The organism is Pedobacter insulae, from assembly GCF_900113525.1.
GTDB classification, from domain to species: Bacteria; Bacteroidota; Bacteroidia; order Sphingobacteriales; family Sphingobacteriaceae; genus Pedobacter; species Pedobacter insulae.
Genome location: NZ_FOPP01000001.1, coordinates 500271 through 522165, shown reverse-complemented (window position 1 = coordinate 522165; position 21895 = coordinate 500271). Strand labels below are relative to the sequence as shown.

Here is a 21895-nt window from a genome sequence, read left to right as displayed (position 1 = left end):
TACGAAGCAATCTGCTAGTGAGATTGCTTCGTACCTCGCAATGACGCTTTTATATTTTTCTCCTAGTTAGGGGGTAACAATTTTCATGATCCGTTGATATAAAGGAAATGTTAAATATTCACTTAAAACAACAAGTCATGAAAAACTCAATTAAAATCTTTGGCTCATTAGCCATTATCGTTTCTGTATTGTTTGCTTGCAAAAAAAGCAATGATGAAATTAAAGCAGCAGAGAAACCACAAAAATTTTCTGTAGCCATACAAATGGCAAATACGAGAGACAAAGTTGAAAGCGGAATCGTAGTTGGCACAAAAGCAGAATTAGACAAAGCTTTTAGCGAAACAAACACAATAGTTTATCTTAAAAAGGATGCAACGAAAGCTAACCTCTTTATCCCTGATACAGGCACCACTGGTCCGGTTGATCCTGTTGACCCTTCTGCACTTTGCTGGGATGAAATCAATAGTTACTATGACGCTCATATAGCAGGCTGGCTTGCCATCGCCAACCAAACATGCAAACCTTATTTAGTATGTATCACTTGTCCGAACGCTGGTGGAGGTTTGTACGTAATGTATATGATCAAGCCTACTTCTTTTAGGTGTGCTACCATAGAACCTGTATCAGCGTCGTATAAAGCCTACTAGGGCTGCGACTCAACTTTCCCTAACAGTGTTAACTTTTTGTCAAATTGCGATCATCCAAAAGTCACATCGATGAATTCGACGAAATATTCCTAGCAACATTCCTACTTTTGCTAACACTGTTAGGTTTTAAAAATATGGTTTCAGCAAAAAGATTAAAACAAAAAGAAGAAGTTCGCGATGCGATCCTAGAAGTTGCCAGAACGATCGTACTCCGGGAAGGCTGGCAAGCCGTTTCTATTCGTAAAATAGCCGATGCTATTGGTTATAGCTTACCCGTAGTTTATACGCATTTCGAAAGTAAAGATGCTATACTCGAAGAATTTGTGATACTGGGCTTCGAAATGTTGAACGAGGAAATTGCCATTGCAAAAAGCAAATCTACACAGCCGGAGCAACAGTTAACGCTCATGGCCGACACTTATTTCCAGTTTGCCTTTGCTAAAAGAGAATATTACCAAATGATGTTTGGCTTAGGGATGCCGAGTTGTGAACGTGCAAAAGAGATTAGCGAAATTGGCCAATTTGGAACAATGATCATTGATACCATCCAGCATATCCATCCCCCACTTAATAATGAAGAAAAAATCCGCTTAAAATTTCACACATTTTGGTCTATCCTCCACGGATTAACCGCCATCAATATGTCTGATATGACAGCAACTCCAAACGAAATGCAACAACTTGTTTTGCAGGATGCTGTGCAAGGTTTTATCAAAAATATTAATCACTAATACAAATATATAATAAGATGAGTTTAATAAATGCTTTAAACTGGCGCTATGCCACAAAAAAAATGAATGGACAATCCGTTCCCCAAGATAAAGTAGATCAAATTTTAGAGGCCGCCCACCTTGCCCCCACTTCATCAGGCCTGCAGCCATATGAAATTATCGTAATTACCAACCCGGAGCTAAAAAAGGCACTTTTACCGTATACCTATAATCAAACTCAAATAGTGGATAGCTCTCACCTGTTGGTTTTTGCTGCATGGGACAACTATACTGAAGATCGGATTAACAACGTGTTTGCACACACACATAGTGAACGTGGCACACCCCCAGAAAGTACGGTAGATTATCAAAAAACACTAGTTGGAATGTACGTACCCCGTACTGCTGAGGTAAATTTCCAGCATGCGGCGCGCCAGGCTTATATTGGTTTCGGTGTTGCACTTGCAGAAGCTGCTATGTTAAAAGTTGACGCCACCCCAATGGAAGGTTTTGACAATGCGAAATATGATGAATTGTTAGGCCTTAGAGAACGTGGTCTCAAAAGTGTAACCATATTACCGCTAGGTTACCGCGACGAAACGGGCGACTGGCTAGCGGGCTTAAAGAAGGTGCGCCGACCGAAATCAGAGTTCATTACCGAATTTGCATAAGTAATTGCCTACACTTTGACAATTTTAAGAGATTGTCAAAGTGTAAAAATTTGTTAAAGATTCCGTTAAATGCTAAGCCCTTAATCAATAATCGATATATTAGCAAATAATCATTACAAGGAATCCATTTGATGAAGTCTATACAATTATTTATTGCTGTTTTTATTTGCTCAGTTTTAATCAGTTTTACAAGTTCTGCACAACAGGACAGTATCAACCTGAATACCATTCTAGGAAAAGTAAAAAAATTAACTGATGAACAACCAATAGAGAAAGTATACCTACATTTCGATAAACCCTATTATGCTGTGGCCGATACCATGTGGTTTAAGGCTTATGTAACTGTTGAACAAAATCTACCCTCGCCCTTTAGCAAAATTGTATACGTGGAAGTATTTAATGCTAAAGATTCACTAATCAAAACCGTTAAATTACCGCTTAAAAATAGTGTTGCCTATGGTAATGTCCCGCTTAATATGCAAAATTTTAAGCAAGGGAATTACTATGTGCGCGCTTATACAATGTGGATGGTAAATTTTGGTGACGATTATTTTTTCACGAAAAACATTCCAATTGGAGAGGCCATTGATAAGGATTTAATTACCAATATTACCTATGTTAATGAGGAAATAGATAAGAATCTTAAAACTACTGCAAAAATTCAATTTAAGGATCTTAACAAAAAAGCATATGCTAATAAAGTTGTAAACTGGAGTATTCTTTCCAATTACGATGTTGTAATGAAGGGAAAAGGGACAACCGACCAAAATGGCGTACTTAACATTACCATTAATAGTAAAGCGGGAGAGCTTATTAACAATGGAAATATTATTACAACTATTAACACTAACGAGAAAGAAACGGCCAACGCCATTTTTGATTTAAAGCAAACTTCAAAGGCAATCGACTTTCAGTTTTTCCCGGAAGGCGGGAGTTTGATTATGGGAATTCCCAATCAAATTGCTTTTAAGGCAATTAACACAAATGGGCTTGGAATAGATCTCAAAGGTAGCATTTTAGCCAATGACGCCGAAATAACAACAGTTAACAGCACACATGCTGGAATGGGATCCTTTTATATCACGCCAGAGGAAGGAAAAAATTATAGTGCAAAATTGACTTTTAAAGACGGAACTGTCAAAACCTATCCTTTACCTAAGGCAAATCTTAGTGGAATTACCTTACAAATAACAAATCAAACGCCCGAAGTAATCAATTTAAAAGTTGTTGCTAATACTCCCTTTTTTGAAGCTAATAAAGGCAAAACTTTTTTTATAGTTGGTCAAAACACCAACGCTGTGTATTATGCCGCAAAAGCAAGCCTAACCAGCCAATTGATAAGTGTCAAAATACCTAAAAAAGATTTCCCACCAGGAATTGTCCAGCTCACGCTGTTTAGCGCTGAGAACACACCGCTAAGTGAACGTTTATCGTTTATAATGCCTATCAACGGCATGAATTTAATGGTAAAAACAGATTTACCAGCTTACAAAACTCGTCAGAAAGTAAAAATGACTTTAAATGCGAGTGCGAATGGCCTGCCTATTGTTGGAGATTTTTCAGTTGCTGTTACAGATGAGCAAAAGGTGCCGGTGGACGAAAATAGTGAAACCACTATCCTAAGTTCACTATTATTAACTTCAGATTTGAAAGGTTACATTGAAAAACCAAATTATTATTTCAACAAAACAGACGATAAGAAAATAGCGGAACTTGATAAGCTAATGCTAACACAAGGGTACAGGAGGTTTCTGTACGCAGATATTTTGGCAGACAAGTTTCCAGTTGTGAGTTTCCTTCCTGAACAAGGAATAAATTTAACAGGAACATTACGCGATTTAACTGGGATGCCAATCAGAAAAGGTGCTTTACGTTTAATGGTACCAGGCAAACCTATTTCTGCAGAACTTGTAACCAGTAACTCAGGGCTATTTAATTTTCAAAACTTAGTTTTTCCGGATTCCTCACAAGTAGTTATCAGCGCAAAATATAACCCAAATGCCGCCAATTTGATGATTGTTATGGATGGCACACTTATGCCCTCTCCCGGAAAAAATAAAAATGCAGTTGACGAATTAAAAAATATAGACACTGCCTTATCGGCCTATTTAAATAATAGCCAAAAGCAATATCGTTATTTACGCACCTTAAAAGAAGTTGTGATTAAAGGTGCCGCAGCAAAAAAAGTTAGTCACCGAGATCACAGTGCACTTTCTGGCTTAAGTCCAAATGCCGACCATGTAATAGACGCTGAAGCATTTACTGGCTGTGGAGGATTGTTATTAGATTGTGTAAAAATTCGAGCCACGGGGTTAACTTTTGATATAGATAAATTTTATGTTACTAGAGATTATAACCAAGGAAGCAGAACACCTGTTCAGGTCTTCCTCAACAATTTCCCGGTCGACGCCAGAGATATCAACTCTGTAAACCTAGCCGAATTAGAATCGGTCGAAGTATTTTTAGTAGATCAACTGGGAACGGTGGATCGTGCCCATGGAACTAAAGGCGTATTGGTTATCAATACTAAAAAACCAACTGCTGTTGGTACAAAGATTAGCCGACAAGAATTGCTAGATATGCTCCCTAAGAAAAACATCATCACTATTACCCCAATGGGTTACAGCAAAGAAAGAGAATTTTACTCACCGAGATATTTACCAAATGCACCAATTTCGAGTACCGATTTAAGAACTACAATTTATTGGAACCCCAAAGTAATAACAGATGCCACGGGTAATTTTAGTTTTGATTTCTTTAATGCGGATGGAAAAGGTTCTTATCGAGCCGTCGTAGAAGGTTTTGATAAAAATGGAAACATTGGTAGAGCAGTTTATCGCTATAAAGTAAATTAATCTTTTATAGCATTCCCAAACCCTGAGATCATCTTTTTCATTCGGTTGTATGAACTGAATGAATTTTTATCACGATCAAAATTAATAGCGATGAAGCCAGGCTCATACCTTATATAAAACTGTGTGCCGTCGTTTAGTCTAATTGCAACTTTCTTGACATCATTTAACGAACTAAAGATCCGCGTTTCTTTTAAATTACTTTCAATATAATCTTGCGCAATAGTAGTTTTATTTTCAGGAAAGTTTGCTTTAAAATTTAAGTCACTCCCATTGTCTTGAGTAGTAATCGAAATACTATGACGATTTCCTGGATTCAGGTTGCATGCCCCCAAGGCCAGACACCCTAGCAGGCAAATAGGTAAAATAGTTCTTTTCATTTATCTCTTTCTGTTGTATTCGATTATTCAATTTCCTTATCAGTTGAGTTTATTGATTTTCTAATGGCTTATCCAACTCTGCTCTACACTTAATACCATCTTCAGTCATTATCCACTCCCTGTATACACCCTTCTGATATTCTTCTGCCGTGCAATTGTAATGATAGAAATTAAGGTACTTATAAATGTTGTCGTTTAGCATTAACCGCGTACCAACTGGAACTTTCAACGTCAAATGTACTTCCTGATTTCTCCAGTTAGCATTGTTTTTTAATAAAATTCTCGGACTAAACGTTAAAGTACTATCTTTTTGGATAAAAGTATGACTGATGTTCTTTGCATTTTGCAACGCAATGTTAAATGTTTTGCCCTGAGCTTCGTAATTCTGAACAAGCAAGTGCTTTCCTGTTTCACTTTTCTCGATTCTAATATGTACATTTCTTGGCACTCTAAAAGGATGATCATCCGAGTCGTCTACGATAATGCGGTTTTGAAACCCACCTTTGTCTAATTGAAAATCAATACTATCTTCTCTGTTAAAAACCATACTTTGATCAGCATCAAGTATATAAGTTTTAAAAGGAATAATTGGTGTAGTTTGTACGAGTTCTGCATGCTCTTTAAATTCCGAAGATATTTTAGCAGCATAATAAACACCTACAGATACTGATACCAACCAAATAATTAGCAAACCAAAGGATAAGGTTTTATTGATTGCTGTTTTATTAAAGGCAACCCGAATAGAGAATAATACCAGGGCAAGCACTGGCACAAATAAAATGGCAAAAGCAGCAAAGGCAAGTGTAGAGCGATAGTCCTCGTTGATTACAGAAAGGGGGAAATATTGATAGGCCTCAGTATCCCAGAAACCTAGAAACGCAGCTAAACAAAATACTAAACTAAGTAAAAAAGCAAAACCCATTACAATAATTATTCCGGCAATAGTTTTCGACAGTATTCTTCCCAATGCATTGGCAGCTCTACCGATGGCACTTATTATTTCCGTAATAAAATTACCTGATCGTTTAAAAGAAGGACTTGATTGCATATTATCCTTAAAGGCAGCTAATTCTTCTTCAAATTTTCTATTGTAACCATATAAATTCGTCGACTCACCCTTCATTTCCATTCTTTCAGAGCGAGTTACCGCCCTAGGAATAGCAATCCATAAAATAAGATAAACCAAAACTCCAGCCCCTCCTAAGAATATACAGCAAAGTGCAATGATCCTCACCCAGCGCGCTTCAATATTCAAATAGTGGCTAAGCCCTGAACAAACACCCGCCAACATGGCATCATCCGTATCACGGTACAACTTCTTATCCCCTGCATAGTTTGCAAAATTAGCTGCAACGGGTTCATCTTCTGCCGTCTCAAAATCTTGTACACGACCCATTTGGGCAATTACACGCTCTACGTCAACCAAAGTGATTACCTGAACCTGCCCTGCCTGTAGGATTTCGGCAAACATTTCGGCAATTCTGTTTTCTATATCAGTTACAATTTCAAAATCATCTGCAGTTTTCGCAAAATGCTGCTTAATTTCATTCAAATAAGCCGTTAATACCTCATATCCGTCTTCTTCAATGTGGACGATGGAGTTCCCTATATTTATAATTATTGTTTTCTTCATGACTTGTTAAATTAGTTTTGAGGAGTTGATGATTTAGATACGCCATTCTGGGAAGTGGTAATTGCATAAGCCAATTCTTCCCAGGTACCATCTAGTTGCTTCAATATCTGTTGTCCTTCCGGAGTGAGTACATAATACTTACGAGGCGGTCCAGAGGTAGACTCTACCCAATTATAACTCAGCAACCCATTGTTCTTTAAACGGGTAAGCAAAGGATACAATGTTCCTTCTACCACAAGCAGTTTTGCCTGCTTTAATTCGGCGATAATATCTGAGGCGTAAATTTCACCGCGAGATATCACTAAAAGCACACAATATTCAAGTATGCCTTTTCGCATTTGTGTTTGCGTATTTTCTGCTATCATTATACAAAGATATATGTTTCATATAGTATTATGCAATACATAGTACTATAATAATATATTAAAATCACATAACTAATTGATAATCAGATAGAATAATTTTATCTAGCCTTAAGTAATGTTGATACGGGGGACTGTGCAAAAATCTAGTCACTCAAGTTAGTGGGTTGGCAGACAATTACCTGCTAAATTATTAGTTCACTCCTAAAAGATGTATATTGATCAAATCGATGGTTATTTTAACCTACTGTTAACCATTGGCTTAAGTTTTGATGTAAAATATTTACAAAATCATCTACCTATGATTATTAAAGTACAAAGCATCTTATTTCCCTATGTTAGACAATGGGAAATACAAAAAGCCAGGGCCTCGAAAAAAAGTGACCGGATCATAGCCGACCGGATCGTAATGGCAATATTATTCGGAATTACAATAGCTGCTGCTTTACTTTTTTCCTAATTTACAATAACAAGGTATCAATACGATAAGCTTGCACCATTTGTAAGTGCGGAGACCAATTGTAAATCGTAAAATGGCCGTCTTGGGAAGCCACCAAAGCATGAGCATCTCTTTGGTCGAATACAAATTGCGCTGCTGAAAGATGTCTCGTTCCCCCGGTCTTAGCAGGATGTATCACTACGGCATCACCACCCATTATTGGCTCAGAGAATGATATTTCTTGAATGTGTGCACTACTGTTAGCCCTTCCCGTTTTCGCTCCAAAAGCCAATAGTTCGAATGTGTCCGTAAGTACTGTAGCTCCGTCAATGGCGGTTAAACCGGCTAAATGATCTACCTCCCGTTTCAGGGCACTTTGCCAGAATATCTCACTAGCGTCAGGCCTGTCTTTACTTACTAGATCTGCTAAACCTTTATAAGAAGGTTCAAGCGAATAGCTTACGGGTTGAATAATAGATTGCTTCCACGTTGCAGATTGTTGTGGCACAACCAGTACTGCGCCCCCTCTTCCGTGTGCCCGCATAGAAACAGCTAATTGAATAAGAATATTTGCGGAATCATTCCAATAAGAATGTGCTGTTAAATCGAGTAACGATAAAAGCATGGGAGGACAATGGGGATTTCCAGCACTTTTCTCTTCAACAATTTTAATCTGATCACCTTTTAAAACTGCTACATTCGTATATTTTCCAAAACCATAAATTCTTCTGTGCTTAATAACCAAAAGCCCTGGTTCTGATACGTCGACAACAAAACAGTAGTTAGGAATACTTATTGTAGTACCCCAAATGTGAAGGTTGTATCCATCATGCCAAACGCCGATATGTATACCTCCACGCTCAACCCCTGGAGCCAATTTTGTTAAAATAGTGGGATTCAACTTCAACGTTTGATTAAATAACAGTGGTTTTCCGGCTTGCTCTGGCGGCAAAAAAGCGATGGATATTTTTGGAGAATGTCCTTCTTCTTTGCGTAAACTCGACCAAAAAGCAGCATCCAAAATAGCCTCAACTACCCTTGCCGGAGGCTGGGGAGCCAAGTCAATTTCACCTTTAGCATTAGCCTCAGCCAAATGTTTTGCAAAATGCGCCTCTACTTTTGTCGCTACCAATTTTGCAGCCTGATAGGTTGCTCTATTTACCATTTCACTAAGTTAAGGGATAAAAATTACTTATCTTACATCAATGCGCAACATTTGCTTGTATGCTAAATTTGTATCAACAAAAAATAAAAATAATGGCACAAACAGTATTGCATAAAGCCAACACCCGAGGGGTGGCAGATCACGGCTGGTTAAAAAGTTATCAGAGTTTCAGCTTCGCTGGATATTATAATCCTGACAGAGTTAATTTCGGTGCACTAAGAGTCCTAAACGATGATATTGTAACAGGTGGCATGGGCTTTGGCGAACATCCGCATGACAACATGGAAATTATCTCTATTCCTTTGGAGGGCGAGTTACAGCACAAAGATAGCATGGGAAATACAGCTACCATTAAAGCGGGCGAAATACAAGTAATGAGTGCAGGAACTGGGATCTTTCATTCCGAATATAATTCAGATAAAAATAATCCCGCCAAATTTTTACAAATATGGTTATTTCCAAACCAAAGAAATGTAACCCCTAGATACGACCAGATTTTACTAGAAAACCAGACTAAAAGAAATGAATTTATTCAAATATTGTCGCCAGATAAAGATGACGAAGGGGTTTGGATCTATCAAAATGCCTGGTTTAATCTAGCGTATTTCGATACCAACTACAGTCAAACATATCAGTTACATCAGCAAGGAAACGGAGTGTACATTTTTGTACTTAAAGGACAAATAACAGTAAACGGACAGCTTTTAGAAACCCGCGACGGCTTTGGCGTTTGGGAAATTGATTCATTAGACATCAAAGCGGTTGTTGATGCAGAATTCTTGCTGATGGAAGTACCAATGGAATTTTAAACTATAGCAATGTCATTAGCCCAAATTTTAATAATAGGTTCCAACCGGACTATAATGGAGACTATTGAACGACTAATTAATAAGAACGGTATTTGGGAGGCCACAATTGCTTTCACAAATGACGAAGCATTGAGGGAACTGAACAGCACCAATTTTAAATTGGTGCTGTTAGGTGCCGGCATTGAAAAAGAAACACAACTGATAGAAACACTGTCTCAGCTATATCCAGCGCTACCCGTTGTTACCCATTATGGTGGAGGAAGCGGTTTACTTTATGCAGAAATATATCAGGTATTAATGCCAGGTTAATTACTATAATAATCAATGGCATACTTTTTTACCTTTTGGTAAAGTTCATCAGGTAAAAAAGGTTTTACAATGACATCATTAATCGCCAGTTCAGCAATTTTTGCTTCTATATCTTTTCTCAGATTGGCCGTCAATGCTATAATAGGGATATTTGTATTTAACTCCCTAACTTTCTTTGAAGCCTCATAACCATCCATCACCGGCATATTCAGATCCATCAACACGATCTGATGGCGATTTACATCAAGCTTATCTAATGCCATAACCCCATCGCTGGCAACATCAACTTCAGCACCCCAATTTTCCAGAAAACTACGCGCCACCATTACATTAATTGTATTATCCTCAACTAATAAAATCGAAATACCCTTAAACGGTTTTTCTTCAGCTTCAGACGAGTTGCTCTTTACATTGACAGAATCTAACTTGCTGGCCGTTTTTTTAAAACTTTGAACAAAATAAAAGATAGAGCCCTTTCCCTCTTCACTCGACACCTTTAAAGAAGCACCTTGTAAATCCAAAATTCTTTTTGAAATAGCTAAACCTAAACCTGTTCCACCAAAACTTCTTGAAGTAGAAGAATCAGCTTGCGTAAATCGTTCAAATATAATAGATTGTTTCTCTTTTGAAATCCCAATTCCAGTATCTTTTACCGCAATTTTTACAGAAACATCCTGCGCTGTCTGATGTACCACCACTAAACTTACTGCTACGTAGCCTGTGTTGGTAAATTTAATCGCATTATGCGTTAAATTGGTAATAACCTGAAATATCCTGGTCGGATCTCCCAGAACTTTGCAAGTTAGGTTAGGATCTACTTTTAAAGTCAAATCAATATTTTTCTCTTGGGCATGAGCCTGTAACCCCGCAACGATATTTCTAACAATCGCAACTATATCAATTTCAGTATAATCAAGATCTATTTTCCCAGCCTCTATTTTATTATAATCCAATATGTCATTTACAATTCCCAATAAATTGTTAGCAGAAAACAACATAATATCCAAATGTTCGGCTTGATCTTTTCGAGGGTTATTCTTTAATAAAAGATGGCTCAATCCAATAACCGAATTAAGAGGAGTCCGAATTTCATGGCTCATAGTGCTTAAAAACTCACTCTTCGCCAAAAGACCCTGCTCTGCCTGCTCTTTTGCCTTTTTTAATTGAAAGGAAACTCTATGGGATAGGATCAATGACTGCAGAAAGAAAAAACTTACATACCCTCCAAAACTAAGTAATTGAAGCACGGGAACAATCCCCCAATAGTTTAAAAGAGTTAATCCGAAGGTAAACATTAAAGCTACAGAACTCATTAAAGCGTAAACCGAACCCGGTCTTTTCCTTCGATAGGCTACGCCGTAGATATAAAGGGTGTAAACGATACAAAATACAGTAACTACCAAAAACGGATCAATTAACTGTGTAAAATAATAGGATGGTAAGATTAAAGTAGCCAAGCTAAAAATCAGACATAGCGCAGAAATTACGTTAACAACCTTTTTATTGACATCTTTAGGATATAAATAACGGGTATAAAGCCCAAACAATCCGATTGCAACAAATAAACTGACGTATTCTAAATGAACCATCACATACCAGCTGGCATCAGGTATAATGGTGTGGAGAACGTAGTTACTCACCCCCATAATACGGTAACAATAAACAATGGAGTATAACGAAAAAAGCAAAATTGCTTTATCTCTATTGCCTAAAAGATACAGGCCTAAAAAGAAGAGACCGCCCATGAATAAACAGCCGGTTAAGAGTAAATCTATGGCTCCTGCCCTACTACGAGCTAATACAACATCACTAGATTTTCCGATAAAGATAGGATCTTTTATACCGCCTTTGGAGTGTACAAAATTAGCAATCTGTAATACCAGATTCGCAGTGTCAGTACCTACGGGAATGTCAAACGCCCTATATTGCCAATGAGGTTTAAAATCTTTAAGATTATCGGCTACCTTGCCATTCGCTGCAACCAATTTGCCATTTAAAAATAACTGATAGGAACAATATACATCCGACACGGCGATACGCAGACTTTCTTCGGTTTTGGGCAGCAATAACTTCAGTTCGTAGGTAGCATAACCAAATGCAGGCAACTTCTTTCCGTCTATAGTTAAATCATTCCATTTTAACGGGAAAGGAACGATTTGCGCCTTTGTGTTATCCGTAGGAATAATTAATTGTTTCCAGTAAAATTTCCACTCGCCTGAAAGGGCTATCGACTTATTGACTGATTGGTTACGGAGATCTAAAACACCATTTTTTGCCAGTGGCTTATCGTCGGCCACAAAACCGGTGAATAAGCTAAAAAAGATTAAAAAAATGGGATAGTATGCAATACTAAACATCATGAAAAAACACCTAATCTTAACGACGACTTAAAATTAGGCATTTTCACTAAATTATTTATAGGTCGCTGCTAACTTTAATGCATTGTATGCATTCACGATCCCGCCCGTCACACAAAGTTCCGAAAAAGGTACACTAACCGGCGCTCCATCTTTTAAGTAAGTAATGTTATGACCAACTTTTACAACGGATTTCAAGATAATTTCTTTTACTTGTACTGCAGTTAATTTGGGGTAATAGGAACGAATCAACGCCGCTAAACCAGTCACAACAGGAGCAGCCATACTTGTGCCATTTTCTAATTTATAATTGTTTTCTGGCGTAGTTGAATTGATGTTTACCCCCGGAGCAAAAACGTCGACATTGGTTTTACCGAAATTAGAAAAATCAGCTTTTAAGGTTTCATCATCTACAAAGCCTGATGCCCCTACAGTAATATACGAACTTGCCACCTCCCCATTTAAGTATTTTCTTGATGGAAAATTAGCATTTACATCAATATCCTTATTCTCATTACCTGCGGCCTGCACCAATAATACGTCTTTACTAACTGCGTATTTTACAGCCTCGTCTACGATTGATTTATCTTGGGAGTAAGATTTTCCAAAGCTCATATTAATAACTTTCGCACCATTATCAGTAGCATATCTAATGGCATTGGCAACATCCTTATCACGTTCATCACCATTTGGGGTATTTCGAACGCCCATAATAAATACATTATCCGCAACACCCTTAATTCCTAAGGTATTGGTACGATCGGCAGCAATAATTCCGGCAACGTGTGATCCATGTGAAGCATCAGGACCTTTTACATCGTTATTGCCATAAAAACGCTCCTGACTATTATTTGGATCATCACCTACAATTTTGCGCGGGTCAAAATCTATATTGTAGTTATAATTTATTTGGTCGCCATAGTATTTCACACCTTCTACAATTTGGGTTTCATAAAATGTTTTGAAATCCATATCCTTTAAAATATCCTTCAAAGCTTCCTTTACCCGAGTTTCTCTTTCTCCCTGTGGCTGAAAGTCCTCTACATCCTTAAGCGTTGGGTTTTCTTTTCCAATTTTTTTGATGACTGGATCTAAAGCACCTTTAAAACCCGAAACCCCAGCATAATTGCTTCTTGCAGTAACTAAATCTTGCTCAAATTTCGCTCTATTCTGAATAAAGAGGTCGTAATCAGCTTTATCTTTTGCCGGGACAGTTTCGGCCGTAAGACCAGCGAAACGTATATTGTCTCTTCGCACCAATCGGGTTAGCTCTAGCGTTTCATGCTCAATTGAACCGGTTGGTCCTCCTAAAAAATTCCAACCGTGTAAATCGTCCTTATAACCGTTCTTATCGTCATCGATTCCGTTGCCAGCAACTTCTTTCTTATTTGTCCAGATTATGCGCTTTAAATCTTCATGGTTTAAATCTACGCCCCCATCCAAAACAGCAACCAGAACAGGTGTCGATTTTTTCCCTTTTAAAAGTTCTTTATAAGCTTTTTCAGTACTAATACCAAAGGTGGTGTCTGCTTTAAGGTCTAAATTTTGCCAATTGGGTTTCTGCGCAGAGGCAAAAAAGGATAATGCACCAAGAATTGAGAGTGCAATTATTTTCTTAATAGAATGATAATTCATATATGATATTGTGTGTTAATGAAGAAGAACGGTTTACCTGATGTTTTATTATTATTTTTAGCTTTCTCAAATGCTTAAACTAAAGTCTTCAGCACGCGAATATGAGCAAAAATTACTAATTTCTTCCGATAACAACCAAAATACTAAGCTAAAAGCTTTTTTATCCTATTTTCTATATCATCCAGATCGAACGGCTTACTAATGTAGTCATCTGGTGCAGCCATTTCACTCATTTGTTTGCTTCTAATATTGGCCGACATAACGATTACTGGAATATGTTTTGTAAACATATCATTTTTCAGATCATGACAGATCTCAATTCCGTTCCCATCAGGCAACATTACATCCAATATAAAAAGATCAGGAATAGAATCTTTTAACTTCTTTTTCATTTCTTTAAATGATGAAGAAAGCTGTAGGTCGTAGCCCTCATCCTTCAATAAAAATTCGATGATATAACCAATGTCTTTATCATCCTCTAAAATGTGTATGCGTTTTTTCATATCATATCTCAACAAATTATGGAAGTTATTGTTTGAAGGTCAATCACTTTTATTCAGCAGATGCTAATGCCTTCGTTGTGTCTTCCTCCTTGAAATTTAAAGCACTATAGCCATAGGCACAAGCAAAGAGCATAACAGATATGCCCACAAATAGGCTATTGTAACCATAACTCTCTGCAATTTGAAACCCAGCCCAGGGAGCAACCACTTGCGCAACCGACCAGCACATCATATAGCCCGCAGCATATTGCCCCCTATTAAATTCGTTACTTCGCTTAATCACAAATGTGTTAATGAAAGGAATTGAAAACATTTCGCCGAAAGTAAAACAGATTACGCTAACCAAGCCAACAGCTATGGGTAAGGCCTTTGGAACCATTAATAGTGCAAATGAAAATCCTACGATTACAACGCCCGTCACAATATAAAAAACTGGTGATCTTTTGTTTTCCAATTTGCTGATCATCACCATTTCGAGGAGCGCGATAAGAAGCCCATTTACGCCCAATATAAGCCCAATCGTTGCCTCGTTGATATGCCATTCCTCTTTAAAAAATACCGGAACAACCCTAAACATCAAGAAAAAGCAAGTCGTAAAAATGGTGGTCAATAATAAGAATTTTATAAATAAAATATCTTCCCACGGTTTACGCACTACCATGCCTGCCAATTTTTCTTTTACTGCTTTTCTATAACCTTTTACTTTCGGAAGGAGTAATAAAATCGCAATACCCACAAAAATGCTCACCACCCCATCAACTATAAATAGCAACCTATAGTTAAAAGATGCTATTAATCCCCCAATTGTTATACCAAAGGAAAAGCCAATATTTGTTGCTAAACGATTTAAAGAATACGCACGCGTTTCCTGACCAGGCTTAGCATACGCCGCAACTGCAGCGAAGTTTGCCGGACGAAAGGCATCGTAGAAAAAGCTGATCAAGAATGAAAGTATGCAAAGGGAAGTGAAATTACTCATTTGAGAAAATGCTAAAAATAATGCTCCACCAATGATAGCGGCCAATATCTGTATCGGCCTAAAGCCAAACATATCCGTTAATTTTCCTCCTGCTGCAGAACCTAAAAATGCACCTGCCCCAAATAAGGAGATAACAATACCAGCATCGGAAATGGAGCGGTGTAAGGACTGGGTAAGATATAAACCCATAAACGGCACTGCCATATAACCACATCGGTTAATTAAAATAACAATGCTAAGCAGCCAAGTCTCTCTACTTAAACCCGTAAAGGAGGTTTTGTAGGCATTAAAAATTTGTCGGAACATCAGGTTTGAATGGGCAATCAAAAATAGACAATTGCCTGTAAAATCCTATCTATAATTTCTGTATTTTTGATGTCGCCCAGCTATTAAGCTTCAACCCCATCATTTATGTCTACAGAAATAAAATGCCCTAGTTGTAACCATACTTTTCCAATAGAAGAAGTAATGGCCGAAGAATATAAACAGGATTTAAGAGAGAAAATGGTTTCTTTCACCAAGGCAAAAGAGGAAGAGTTTCAAAAAAAAACTGCCGAGTTTGAACAACAAAGGAAACAGCAGGAGTTAGCATTCGAGCAAAAACTAGCGAAAGAAAAAGCTGCGTTACAAACATCAATGACAGAAAATTTGCGCAAAACCATTACCGCAGATTTCGAAAACAAATTAAAGATGCTCGCTGATGCCAATAAAGAAAATGAAGAAAAACTCAAACTTGCGAGAAGCAAAGAGATCGACTTTTTAAAAAAAGAACAAGAGATCAAAAATCGTGAGGCTGAATTAGAATTGAGCATACAGCGCAAATTACAAGAGCAACGCGAAGAGCTAGTTCAACAAGTTCGCAAGCAAGAGCTAGAAAAAAATAGCATTAAAGAAACTGAACATCAATTGAGAGTTAAAGAATTAGAAAAGCAATTGGACGACCAGAAGAAGCTTGCAGAAGAAATGAAACGCAAAGCCGAACAGGGCTCTATGCAGTTACAAGGCGAAGTGCAAGAATTAATTTTAGAAGAATTACTACGCAATACATTTCCCTTCGATGTAGTGGAAGAGGTTGGAAAAGGTGTACGTGGAGCTGATTGCGTGCATGTTGTGCGAAACCAATTTGGTCAAGAATGCGGCAAAATTATCTACGAAAGTAAACGCACCAAAGATTTTTCAATGGAATGGATTGAAAAATTGAAAAAAGATATGCGTGGAATGGGCGTAGATGTAGCAGTAATCGTAACACAATGTTATCCGAAAGGAATGGATTGTTTTGGTGAAAGAGACGGCGTTTGGATTTGTTCTTTCGATGAAGTTAAAGCAGTTTCTTACATTCTTAGAGATGGCATTGTAAAGCTATTTGGAGCGGCAAAATCTCAAGAGAATAAGGGTGATAAAATGCACATGTTGTATGATTATTTAAATGGCAATGAATTTTCAGAACAATGGAAGGCTATCCGTGAAGGCTTTATGAGCATGAAGTTATCTATTCAGCGCGAACGTGATGCAATGGAACGACTATGGAAGAGCAGAGAGAAACAACTGGAAAAAGTATTGCTCAATGCGGCTCACATTCGTGGATCGATTGAGGGGATTTCCGGAAACGATAATATTCAATTAAACCTAGGCGAAGAAGATGAAGATTTGCTATTAGAGTAAACTTTTGACCATCCAAATATCACAACCAAAATGACCCGAATCCCCTAAGGCTGAACATTGATGCACAAAGCCCATTTTCTCGTACATGTTTACTGCCTGATTGAGTTCGGGCATAGATTCTAAATAGATGTTTTTATAGCCGAACTCAACTGCTTTCTCAAAACATTTATCCATCAAAGCTTTACCAAGGCCTTTGCCTCGAGCTTCTGGATATAAATAGAGTTTTACTAATTCACAAGTTGCCCCAGGCAAGCCTGCCGTTGGGAAAATCCCTCCCCCGCCAATAATGCGATCCTGGTCTTCCACTACCCAATAAGCTGATTTAGAGTCTTTAAAAAGAATAGACAAGTGGTTGGTACTTTCATCAAAATAAGCCGTACCTGGTTTATTTGCTTTAAACTCGGTTAAAACATTTTTGATGAGCTTCCCTACCGCAGCATCGTCAGCTTCTTGTATTGGACGTATTATTACTTGCATAGTTAAAATTATAGTAGGCCTCCCATTAACGGATCACTGATCGAGTCTTCACCTGTTTCTACATGTCCAGCATAACGCTGAAAAAAATCGTTACTTCCTACAAGCCGAACTTTAAAATCATACCAGCCTTTGTGTTTCTGCAAATTCAAGGTAATGATCTTTTGGCTTTTTGCGCCAATTTTAATCGATTTGTTGTTGATATCATAAGCATCGCTCAATTGAATTTCAACAGCTTTATCCCCTTGATTTTCTATAATCAATTGAAGATTGCCAGTTAACTTTTTAAGGATTCCGCTTTGTTCATAAACACAGTTTAAGTTTACGGCTGCATCTCGCTTTGTTCCAATAAACTCCCTAAAAAACCCGTTGGGTCCATCAATACACAGTGCATATACTTCATCTTTGAAATCAGATACCTGAAATTCATCTTCAATTTTATCACCAGCCTTAACAGCATACGCCCAGGTTTTTCCCGCCTCATTACGGTAAGCACCTTTGGTGTAAACGTTGAAAGGCGCCCCTGAAGCAGCCATCTTCTGTCCGAAACTAGTGCTCCCAACTTGAAAATTTAGCTTCAGAGCAGTTCTAGCTTCATTTAATTCTGCATTGACAATTAATTGATACGGCAATGCACAAGCCAAACGGATTCCTTTTTCCTGAACCGGCGCAAAAGCAGAAGCATCAGCTTCAAAAGGTAAATGCGTATTGATTTTGGCAATGTCTTCGCCCGATAAAGGATTTGGCGTTACTTGAGGGGGTTTTGATTTGGCATTTTGAATGCCGGCAACTACGTTGTCGCGCTTAAGTGAATCCGGAATGGTTAAGTTTTCCCCGTTATAAGGTCTAAAAACTGATGTTAGGTCTCCGCAAACTGCTCTTCTCCACGGACTAATCATGTCACTTTTAACCTTTTTACCTGCTTTATGACTTAAAAAATGTTCTAAAAACATCAGCGAAGAAGTATGATCGAATACCTGCGAGTTTACATAACCTCCCTTGCTCCATGGTGAAGCGATTATCATTGGCACACGATAACCCAAACCTATCGGACTATTCTTTCTAAATTCATAATCAGCCCAGGGCGTTAAGCCTCTACTAACCTTTCCGGTGGATGTATCATCTGGTTTTGGCGGCACAAAAGGAGGTAAATGATCAAAATATCCATCATTCTCATCGTAAGTAAGGATAAAAATAGTTTTCTTCCATACCTCCGGATTCTTGGTTAAAATATCTATGGCCTCCGACACGTACCAAGTCCCATACAATGGCGAACTGGTATGATCAGAAAAACGTTGGGGCGCCACCAGCCACGACACAGTAGGTAATTTTCCGGCAGCTACATCATGCCTAAAGCCTTCAAAAATATCTTCCTTGGGGAGGTTTACTGTTTCTTCTTTTCCCTCATCGTTGGTAAAAGTAAATGGAGCTAATTTTAAATAATCCGGGTTTGCAATATTTGACGAAAATGCCTTATCGATTAAATTCTTTTCTCGCTGCGTAAGTTTGTTATATTTAGCTAACACTTCTTCAGAACTTAATGGCGGCCTACTCGTCTGATCGCCATTTTTACGAAAGTACGCTGATAACTTAACATGATGGCGCTTTACATATTCTATAGCATTGTCTCCGTAATTACCCAACCAATCGTCTATTTCCCCTTCAGGCAAGTTAGCAGTCCACACTTCATTTTGATAGATTTTCCAAGAAACCCCATTATCCTCCAGGATCTCCGGAAAAGTTTGCCAGTCTACAAAAACATTATCTCGCGACTCGGCTTGCGAATTATTCACAGCAGGCACCGAATTTGCATCCTGCTCCGGACGAATAGTACCGGTCCAAAAAAACAACCGGTTAGGTGTTGTTCCAGTAAGCGACGAACAAAAATTGTGATCGCAAACCGTAAACGCATCCGCCATCGCGTAATAAAATGGAATATCTTCTCTCTTGTAGTATCCCAAACTCATCAGTGATTTTACCGGTACCCATTTATCGTACTTTCCTTTATTCCTTGCGGCAACCTGATCGGACCATGAATGCGGTAAACCTCCTTGCCAGGTAATTTTTGTTTTATTGATATCTACATGAAATGGCGCATAGGTATTTCCCTTTTCGTCATTTTGCAGCCAAACTTTATTTTGATTAGGCAACGTCTTTGCACGGGGATTATTAAAGCCTCTAACGCCTCGCATGGCACCAAACATGTGGTCAAAAGAACGATTTTCCTGCATCAGGAAAACCACGTGTTCAGCATCATAAAAGGTGCTGCCTGGCTCGGCATTTATGGCCATCGCCTTTTGTATCGACATTGGAATTACGTTCGGCATTGCAAAAGCGCCCGAGAGTATCCCCGCCTTTTTGAGAAATTCTCTTCTTGAATCCATGTTTACTTCAATCTTTTTTCCTAAAAACAGGTTACTTTCCAAGTGCGTTGCCACTCTCCACTCGGAGCCAACGTAATTATTCCCTCTTTATCTTTTAACTGTTGGTTATGATCTAATGAATCTGCAATACCACACCAAGGCTCTAAACAAATAAAATCAGCGTCCTTAGCCGCCCATATTCCGAAATAGGGAAAATTTTCAAACTTAAAATTAATGCCGTTATAGTTTTTCTTGTTCATTAATGAAACGCTATTGCTTTTAAGATTTTTGATCACTAACGCATCGCTATAAAAGGTTTCGTGTGTCAGGTATAACATTTTATCATCTAACACCAAAGTAGTTGTTTCATCAGAAATTAAATTTTCAGTGATATGATGGTAAGTAATAACCTCGTCTGCGTTAAACGCTAAAAAGTAATCGGTATAGCTCCCTTGTTTATTCAAGGGCGCTGCAAATGCGGGGTGACCGCCAATCGAGAACAGCATCTCTTTCAAATCTGGATTGCTTACTTCATAAGTGCAACTTAAAGTGGCGGCTGTAAGTTTATACCGAAGCTTTAAAATAAATTTAAAGGGATATACTTTCAGTGTTTCCTCAGTGTTGCGCAAGGTAAATAAAATTTCGTGATCTGAAATTCGCTCCACATCAAACTCCATATCTCTAGCAAACCCATGTCTGGGTAACGTATAGGTTCTATCTTCGTAATGATAAATATTCTCTTTCAAAGCACCAATAATCGGAAACAAAACCGGGCTAAATTTCCCCCAATAATTAGGATCTCCCTTCCAGAGATATTCAGTACCACTGTCTACCCCTGTAATATGTTGGAGCTCTGCCCCTTTTGAAACAAACGAAGCCCTGATATGTTCATTTTCGATACTAAATTCCATCACTCAAAACTATAAAATACTATTAACAAAAAAGCTAATTTTTCCAATCTTTACGGTAAACAGTGCCATTAAATCCAATTACCGAATCAGGTAGACAACTTAGCCTTATCTCCTCATTTGTGAAAGGTGCAAACGCTTTCTGGCTAAAAGTTAAAGGCCGATTAACCGGAATTTCAATAACGGCATAAGCCTTTTTTGCTAAGGTGGTATGACCCAGAATCATGCGTGGTCCATCGCCAATGCAACCCGAATTAAGGAGTTGAACACCATTTTTTGCAGCCGGGTAATAGGCGTGTTGATGACCGCTTATATACAGGTCTATTTGATGCATTTTAAAAAATGACAACGCACTGTCTGGATTTGCATTTACTTCGCCAGGTTTGTTCTTTGCTGCAACAATTGCGTATAAGGGTAAATGACCTAACAAAACTCTCATTCTCGCTTTCTTAGCTACACTCAAGCTTGTTTGTTCCTTCAGCCAGGTGTATAAAGCCGGATCTATTTTAGCACCGGAAGCATCCCAACTCATAAAAAACACATTATTTTTTAAATAACTAAAGTAGAAGGGATAATGCGCTGAATCGACAAAAGTTAAATTTGTTGATTGTTTTTCCTCGTTCCAAAATTGAGCGGCAAGAGCCCGATCCATTGAAAAACCAGGTGAAGCATCGTGATTACCGAGGGTAAACCCAAAGGGGATGCCCCTTTTTTGGATAGGATCGAAAACAACGTTTTTAAAACTCTGCCACATCCCTTTGATATTTTGTTCAGTTAATGATGCTTTTTGACCGGCAACCATATCTCCTCCACATAAGATCATATCTGGTTTAATACGATCTATTTCACTAATGACAGCGGGCACATCTTCGCTATAAGTTAATGAACCATAGCCGGCATTCAAATCACTAATTAAAAGTATTTTTAAAGGCTTGTTTTTTGTTTCCGCATCCCAAGGTGGATAATTTATCAACTTGAACGAAACTGTACCAAACGCAAATAGTACTAGTAATATTAAAACAATGCGCTTTACCATT

General features: G+C 38.1%; 20 protein-coding genes. 8 read left to right on the top strand and 12 right to left on the bottom strand.

The genetic code is table 11. The annotated features are described in order from the left end of the window. Positions 1 to 137 precede the first annotated feature (137 nt). The 4 genes from BM207_RS02345 (at position 138) to BM207_RS02330 (ending at position 4883) form a co-directional block, all read left to right on the top strand. Positions 138 to 647 (top strand): hypothetical protein, encoded by a 510-nt coding sequence (locus BM207_RS02345; protein ID WP_143095904.1) that lies wholly within the window; start codon positions 138 to 140, stop codon positions 645 to 647. 134 nt (positions 648 to 781) lie between these two features. Beyond that, positions 782 to 1378: a TetR/AcrR family transcriptional regulator gene (locus BM207_RS02340; RefSeq protein WP_090991937.1), complete on the top strand. Its 597-nt coding sequence runs from the start codon at positions 782 to 784 to the stop codon at positions 1376 to 1378. 17 nt (positions 1379 to 1395) lie between these two features. After that, complete coding sequence (locus BM207_RS02335) at positions 1396 to 2028, top strand: NAD(P)H-dependent oxidoreductase (RefSeq protein ID WP_090991936.1); 633 nt, start codon at positions 1396 to 1398, stop codon at positions 2026 to 2028. Between the two features lie 131 nt (positions 2029 to 2159). Next, positions 2160 to 4883: a hypothetical protein gene (locus BM207_RS02330; protein WP_090991935.1), complete on the top strand. Its 2724-nt coding sequence runs from the start codon at positions 2160 to 2162 to the stop codon at positions 4881 to 4883. On the opposite strand, the gene BM207_RS02325 is transcribed toward BM207_RS02330, so the two are convergent. The 3 genes from BM207_RS02325 to BM207_RS02315 are packed head-to-tail and all read right to left on the bottom strand — an operon-like array spanning position 4880 to position 7258. Next, positions 4880 to 5260, bottom strand: a complete 381-nt coding sequence (locus BM207_RS02325) for a hypothetical protein (RefSeq protein ID WP_143095903.1) — start codon at positions 5258 to 5260, stop codon at positions 4880 to 4882. The genes BM207_RS02330 and BM207_RS02325 overlap by 4 nt on opposite strands. Positions 5261 to 5309: 49 nt before the next feature. Further along, entirely contained in the window at positions 5310 to 6893 is a 1584-nt protein-coding gene (locus tag BM207_RS02320) for a PspC domain-containing protein (RefSeq protein WP_090991933.1), read from the bottom strand. A gap of 11 nt (positions 6894 to 6904) precedes the next feature. Next, the gene (locus tag BM207_RS02315; protein ID WP_090991932.1) at positions 6905 to 7258 is read right to left on the bottom strand and encodes a PadR family transcriptional regulator; all 354 of its coding nucleotides are present in this window, start codon (positions 7256 to 7258) and stop codon (positions 6905 to 6907) included. A gap of 208 nt (positions 7259 to 7466) precedes the next feature. Between BM207_RS02315 and BM207_RS02310 the strand changes: the two genes are divergently transcribed. Continuing rightward, positions 7467 to 7715, top strand: coding sequence for a hypothetical protein (locus BM207_RS02310; RefSeq protein WP_090991931.1), 249 nt, complete (start codon positions 7467 to 7469; stop codon positions 7713 to 7715). 1 nt (position 7716) lies between these two features. Here BM207_RS02310 and BM207_RS02305 read toward each other — a convergent pair whose 3' ends face one another. Further along, the gene (locus BM207_RS02305; protein WP_090991930.1) at positions 7717 to 8859 is read right to left on the bottom strand and encodes a putative sensor domain DACNV-containing protein; all 1143 of its coding nucleotides are present in this window, start codon (positions 8857 to 8859) and stop codon (positions 7717 to 7719) included. Between the two features lie 92 nt (positions 8860 to 8951). On the opposite strand from BM207_RS02305, the gene BM207_RS02300 reads away from it, so the two are divergent. Both BM207_RS02300 and BM207_RS02295 read left to right on the top strand, forming a co-directional pair. After that, positions 8952 to 9668: a pirin family protein gene (locus BM207_RS02300; protein WP_090992069.1), complete on the top strand. Its 717-nt coding sequence runs from the start codon at positions 8952 to 8954 to the stop codon at positions 9666 to 9668. 54 nt (positions 9669 to 9722) lie between these two features. Then, entirely contained in the window at positions 9723 to 9977 is a 255-nt protein-coding gene (locus BM207_RS02295; RefSeq protein WP_090991929.1) for a hypothetical protein, read from the top strand. On the opposite strand, the gene BM207_RS02290 is transcribed toward BM207_RS02295, so the two are convergent. The 4 genes from BM207_RS02290 to BM207_RS02275 all read right to left on the bottom strand — a co-directional run bounded on the left by BM207_RS02290 (position 9974) and on the right by BM207_RS02275 (position 15757). After that, positions 9974 to 12337, bottom strand: a complete 2364-nt coding sequence (locus BM207_RS02290; RefSeq protein WP_090991928.1) for an ATP-binding protein — start codon at positions 12335 to 12337, stop codon at positions 9974 to 9976. The genes BM207_RS02295 and BM207_RS02290 overlap by 4 nt on opposite strands. Positions 12338 to 12388: 51 nt before the next feature. Beyond that, complete coding sequence (locus BM207_RS02285) at positions 12389 to 13969, bottom strand: S8 family peptidase (RefSeq protein ID WP_090991927.1); 1581 nt, start codon at positions 13967 to 13969, stop codon at positions 12389 to 12391. 143 nt (positions 13970 to 14112) lie between these two features. Further along, positions 14113 to 14472, bottom strand: coding sequence for a response regulator transcription factor (locus BM207_RS02280; RefSeq protein ID WP_090991926.1), 360 nt, complete (start codon positions 14470 to 14472; stop codon positions 14113 to 14115). A 49-nt stretch (positions 14473 to 14521) separates the two neighbouring features. Then, entirely contained in the window at positions 14522 to 15757 is a 1236-nt protein-coding gene (locus BM207_RS02275) for an MFS transporter (protein WP_090991925.1), read from the bottom strand. Between the two features lie 162 nt (positions 15758 to 15919). Between BM207_RS02275 and BM207_RS02270 the strand changes: the two genes are divergently transcribed. Continuing rightward, on the top strand, positions 15920 to 17113 hold the full coding sequence (locus BM207_RS02270; protein ID WP_090991924.1) for a DUF2130 domain-containing protein: 1194 nt from the start codon (positions 15920 to 15922) through the stop codon (positions 17111 to 17113). Here BM207_RS02270 and BM207_RS02265 read toward each other — a convergent pair. Genes BM207_RS02265 through BM207_RS02250 form a run of 4 tightly spaced genes read right to left on the bottom strand, consistent with a single transcriptional unit; the run spans position 17105 to position 21894 of the window. Continuing rightward, positions 17105 to 17590: a GNAT family N-acetyltransferase gene (locus tag BM207_RS02265; protein ID WP_090991923.1), complete on the bottom strand. Its 486-nt coding sequence runs from the start codon at positions 17588 to 17590 to the stop codon at positions 17105 to 17107. The genes BM207_RS02270 and BM207_RS02265 overlap by 9 nt on opposite strands. Positions 17591 to 17598: 8 nt before the next feature. Then, positions 17599 to 19971 carry a phosphocholine-specific phospholipase C gene (locus BM207_RS02260; protein ID WP_090992068.1) on the bottom strand — a complete coding sequence of 791 codons (2373 nt, stop codon included), beginning with the start codon at positions 19969 to 19971 and terminating at the stop codon, positions 17599 to 17601. Between the two features lie 20 nt (positions 19972 to 19991). Further along, positions 19992 to 20861 (bottom strand): aldose 1-epimerase family protein, encoded by an 870-nt coding sequence (locus BM207_RS02255; protein WP_090991922.1) that lies wholly within the window; start codon positions 20859 to 20861, stop codon positions 19992 to 19994. Positions 20862 to 20895: 34 nt separating this feature from the next. Beyond that, positions 20896 to 21894 carry a metallophosphoesterase family protein gene (locus BM207_RS02250; protein WP_090991921.1) on the bottom strand — a complete coding sequence of 333 codons (999 nt, stop codon included), beginning with the start codon at positions 21892 to 21894 and terminating at the stop codon, positions 20896 to 20898. Position 21895 lies beyond the last annotated feature (1 nt).

Bases quoted from the DNA above. Each gene is read 5' to 3' on its own strand.
- BM207_RS02345 (WP_143095904.1), top strand. From the start codon at position 138: ATGAAAAACTCAATTAAAATCTTTGGCTCATTAGCCATTATCGTTTCT.
- BM207_RS02340 (WP_090991937.1), top strand. From the start codon at position 782: ATGGTTTCAGCAAAAAGATTAAAACAAAAAGAAGAAGTTCGCGATGCG.
- BM207_RS02335 (WP_090991936.1), top strand. From the start codon at position 1,396: ATGAGTTTAATAAATGCTTTAAACTGGCGCTATGCCACAAAAAAAATG.
- BM207_RS02330 (WP_090991935.1), top strand. From the start codon at position 2,160: ATGAAGTCTATACAATTATTTATTGCTGTTTTTATTTGCTCAGTTTTA.
- BM207_RS02325 (WP_143095903.1), bottom strand. From the start codon at position 5,260: ATGAAAAGAACTATTTTACCTATTTGCCTGCTAGGGTGTCTGGCCTTG.
- BM207_RS02320 (WP_090991933.1), bottom strand. From the start codon at position 6,893: ATGAAGAAAACAATAATTATAAATATAGGGAACTCCATCGTCCACATT.
- BM207_RS02315 (WP_090991932.1), bottom strand. From the start codon at position 7,258: ATGATAGCAGAAAATACGCAAACACAAATGCGAAAAGGCATACTTGAA.
- BM207_RS02310 (WP_090991931.1), top strand. From the start codon at position 7,467: ATGTATATTGATCAAATCGATGGTTATTTTAACCTACTGTTAACCATT.
- BM207_RS02305 (WP_090991930.1), bottom strand. From the start codon at position 8,859: ATGGTAAATAGAGCAACCTATCAGGCTGCAAAATTGGTAGCGACAAAA.
- BM207_RS02300 (WP_090992069.1), top strand. From the start codon at position 8,952: ATGGCACAAACAGTATTGCATAAAGCCAACACCCGAGGGGTGGCAGAT.
- BM207_RS02295 (WP_090991929.1), top strand. From the start codon at position 9,723: ATGGAGACTATTGAACGACTAATTAATAAGAACGGTATTTGGGAGGCC.
- BM207_RS02290 (WP_090991928.1), bottom strand. From the start codon at position 12,337: ATGATGTTTAGTATTGCATACTATCCCATTTTTTTAATCTTTTTTAGC.
- BM207_RS02285 (WP_090991927.1), bottom strand. From the start codon at position 13,969: ATGAATTATCATTCTATTAAGAAAATAATTGCACTCTCAATTCTTGGT.
- BM207_RS02280 (WP_090991926.1), bottom strand. From the start codon at position 14,472: ATGAAAAAACGCATACACATTTTAGAGGATGATAAAGACATTGGTTAT.
- BM207_RS02275 (WP_090991925.1), bottom strand. From the start codon at position 15,757: ATGTTCCGACAAATTTTTAATGCCTACAAAACCTCCTTTACGGGTTTA.
- BM207_RS02270 (WP_090991924.1), top strand. From the start codon at position 15,920: ATGGCCGAAGAATATAAACAGGATTTAAGAGAGAAAATGGTTTCTTTC.
- BM207_RS02265 (WP_090991923.1), bottom strand. From the start codon at position 17,590: ATGCAAGTAATAATACGTCCAATACAAGAAGCTGACGATGCTGCGGTA.
- BM207_RS02260 (WP_090992068.1), bottom strand. From the start codon at position 19,971: ATGGATTCAAGAAGAGAATTTCTCAAAAAGGCGGGGATACTCTCGGGC.
- BM207_RS02255 (WP_090991922.1), bottom strand. From the start codon at position 20,861: ATGGAATTTAGTATCGAAAATGAACATATCAGGGCTTCGTTTGTTTCA.
- BM207_RS02250 (WP_090991921.1), bottom strand. From the start codon at position 21,894: ATGGTAAAGCGCATTGTTTTAATATTACTAGTACTATTTGCGTTTGGT.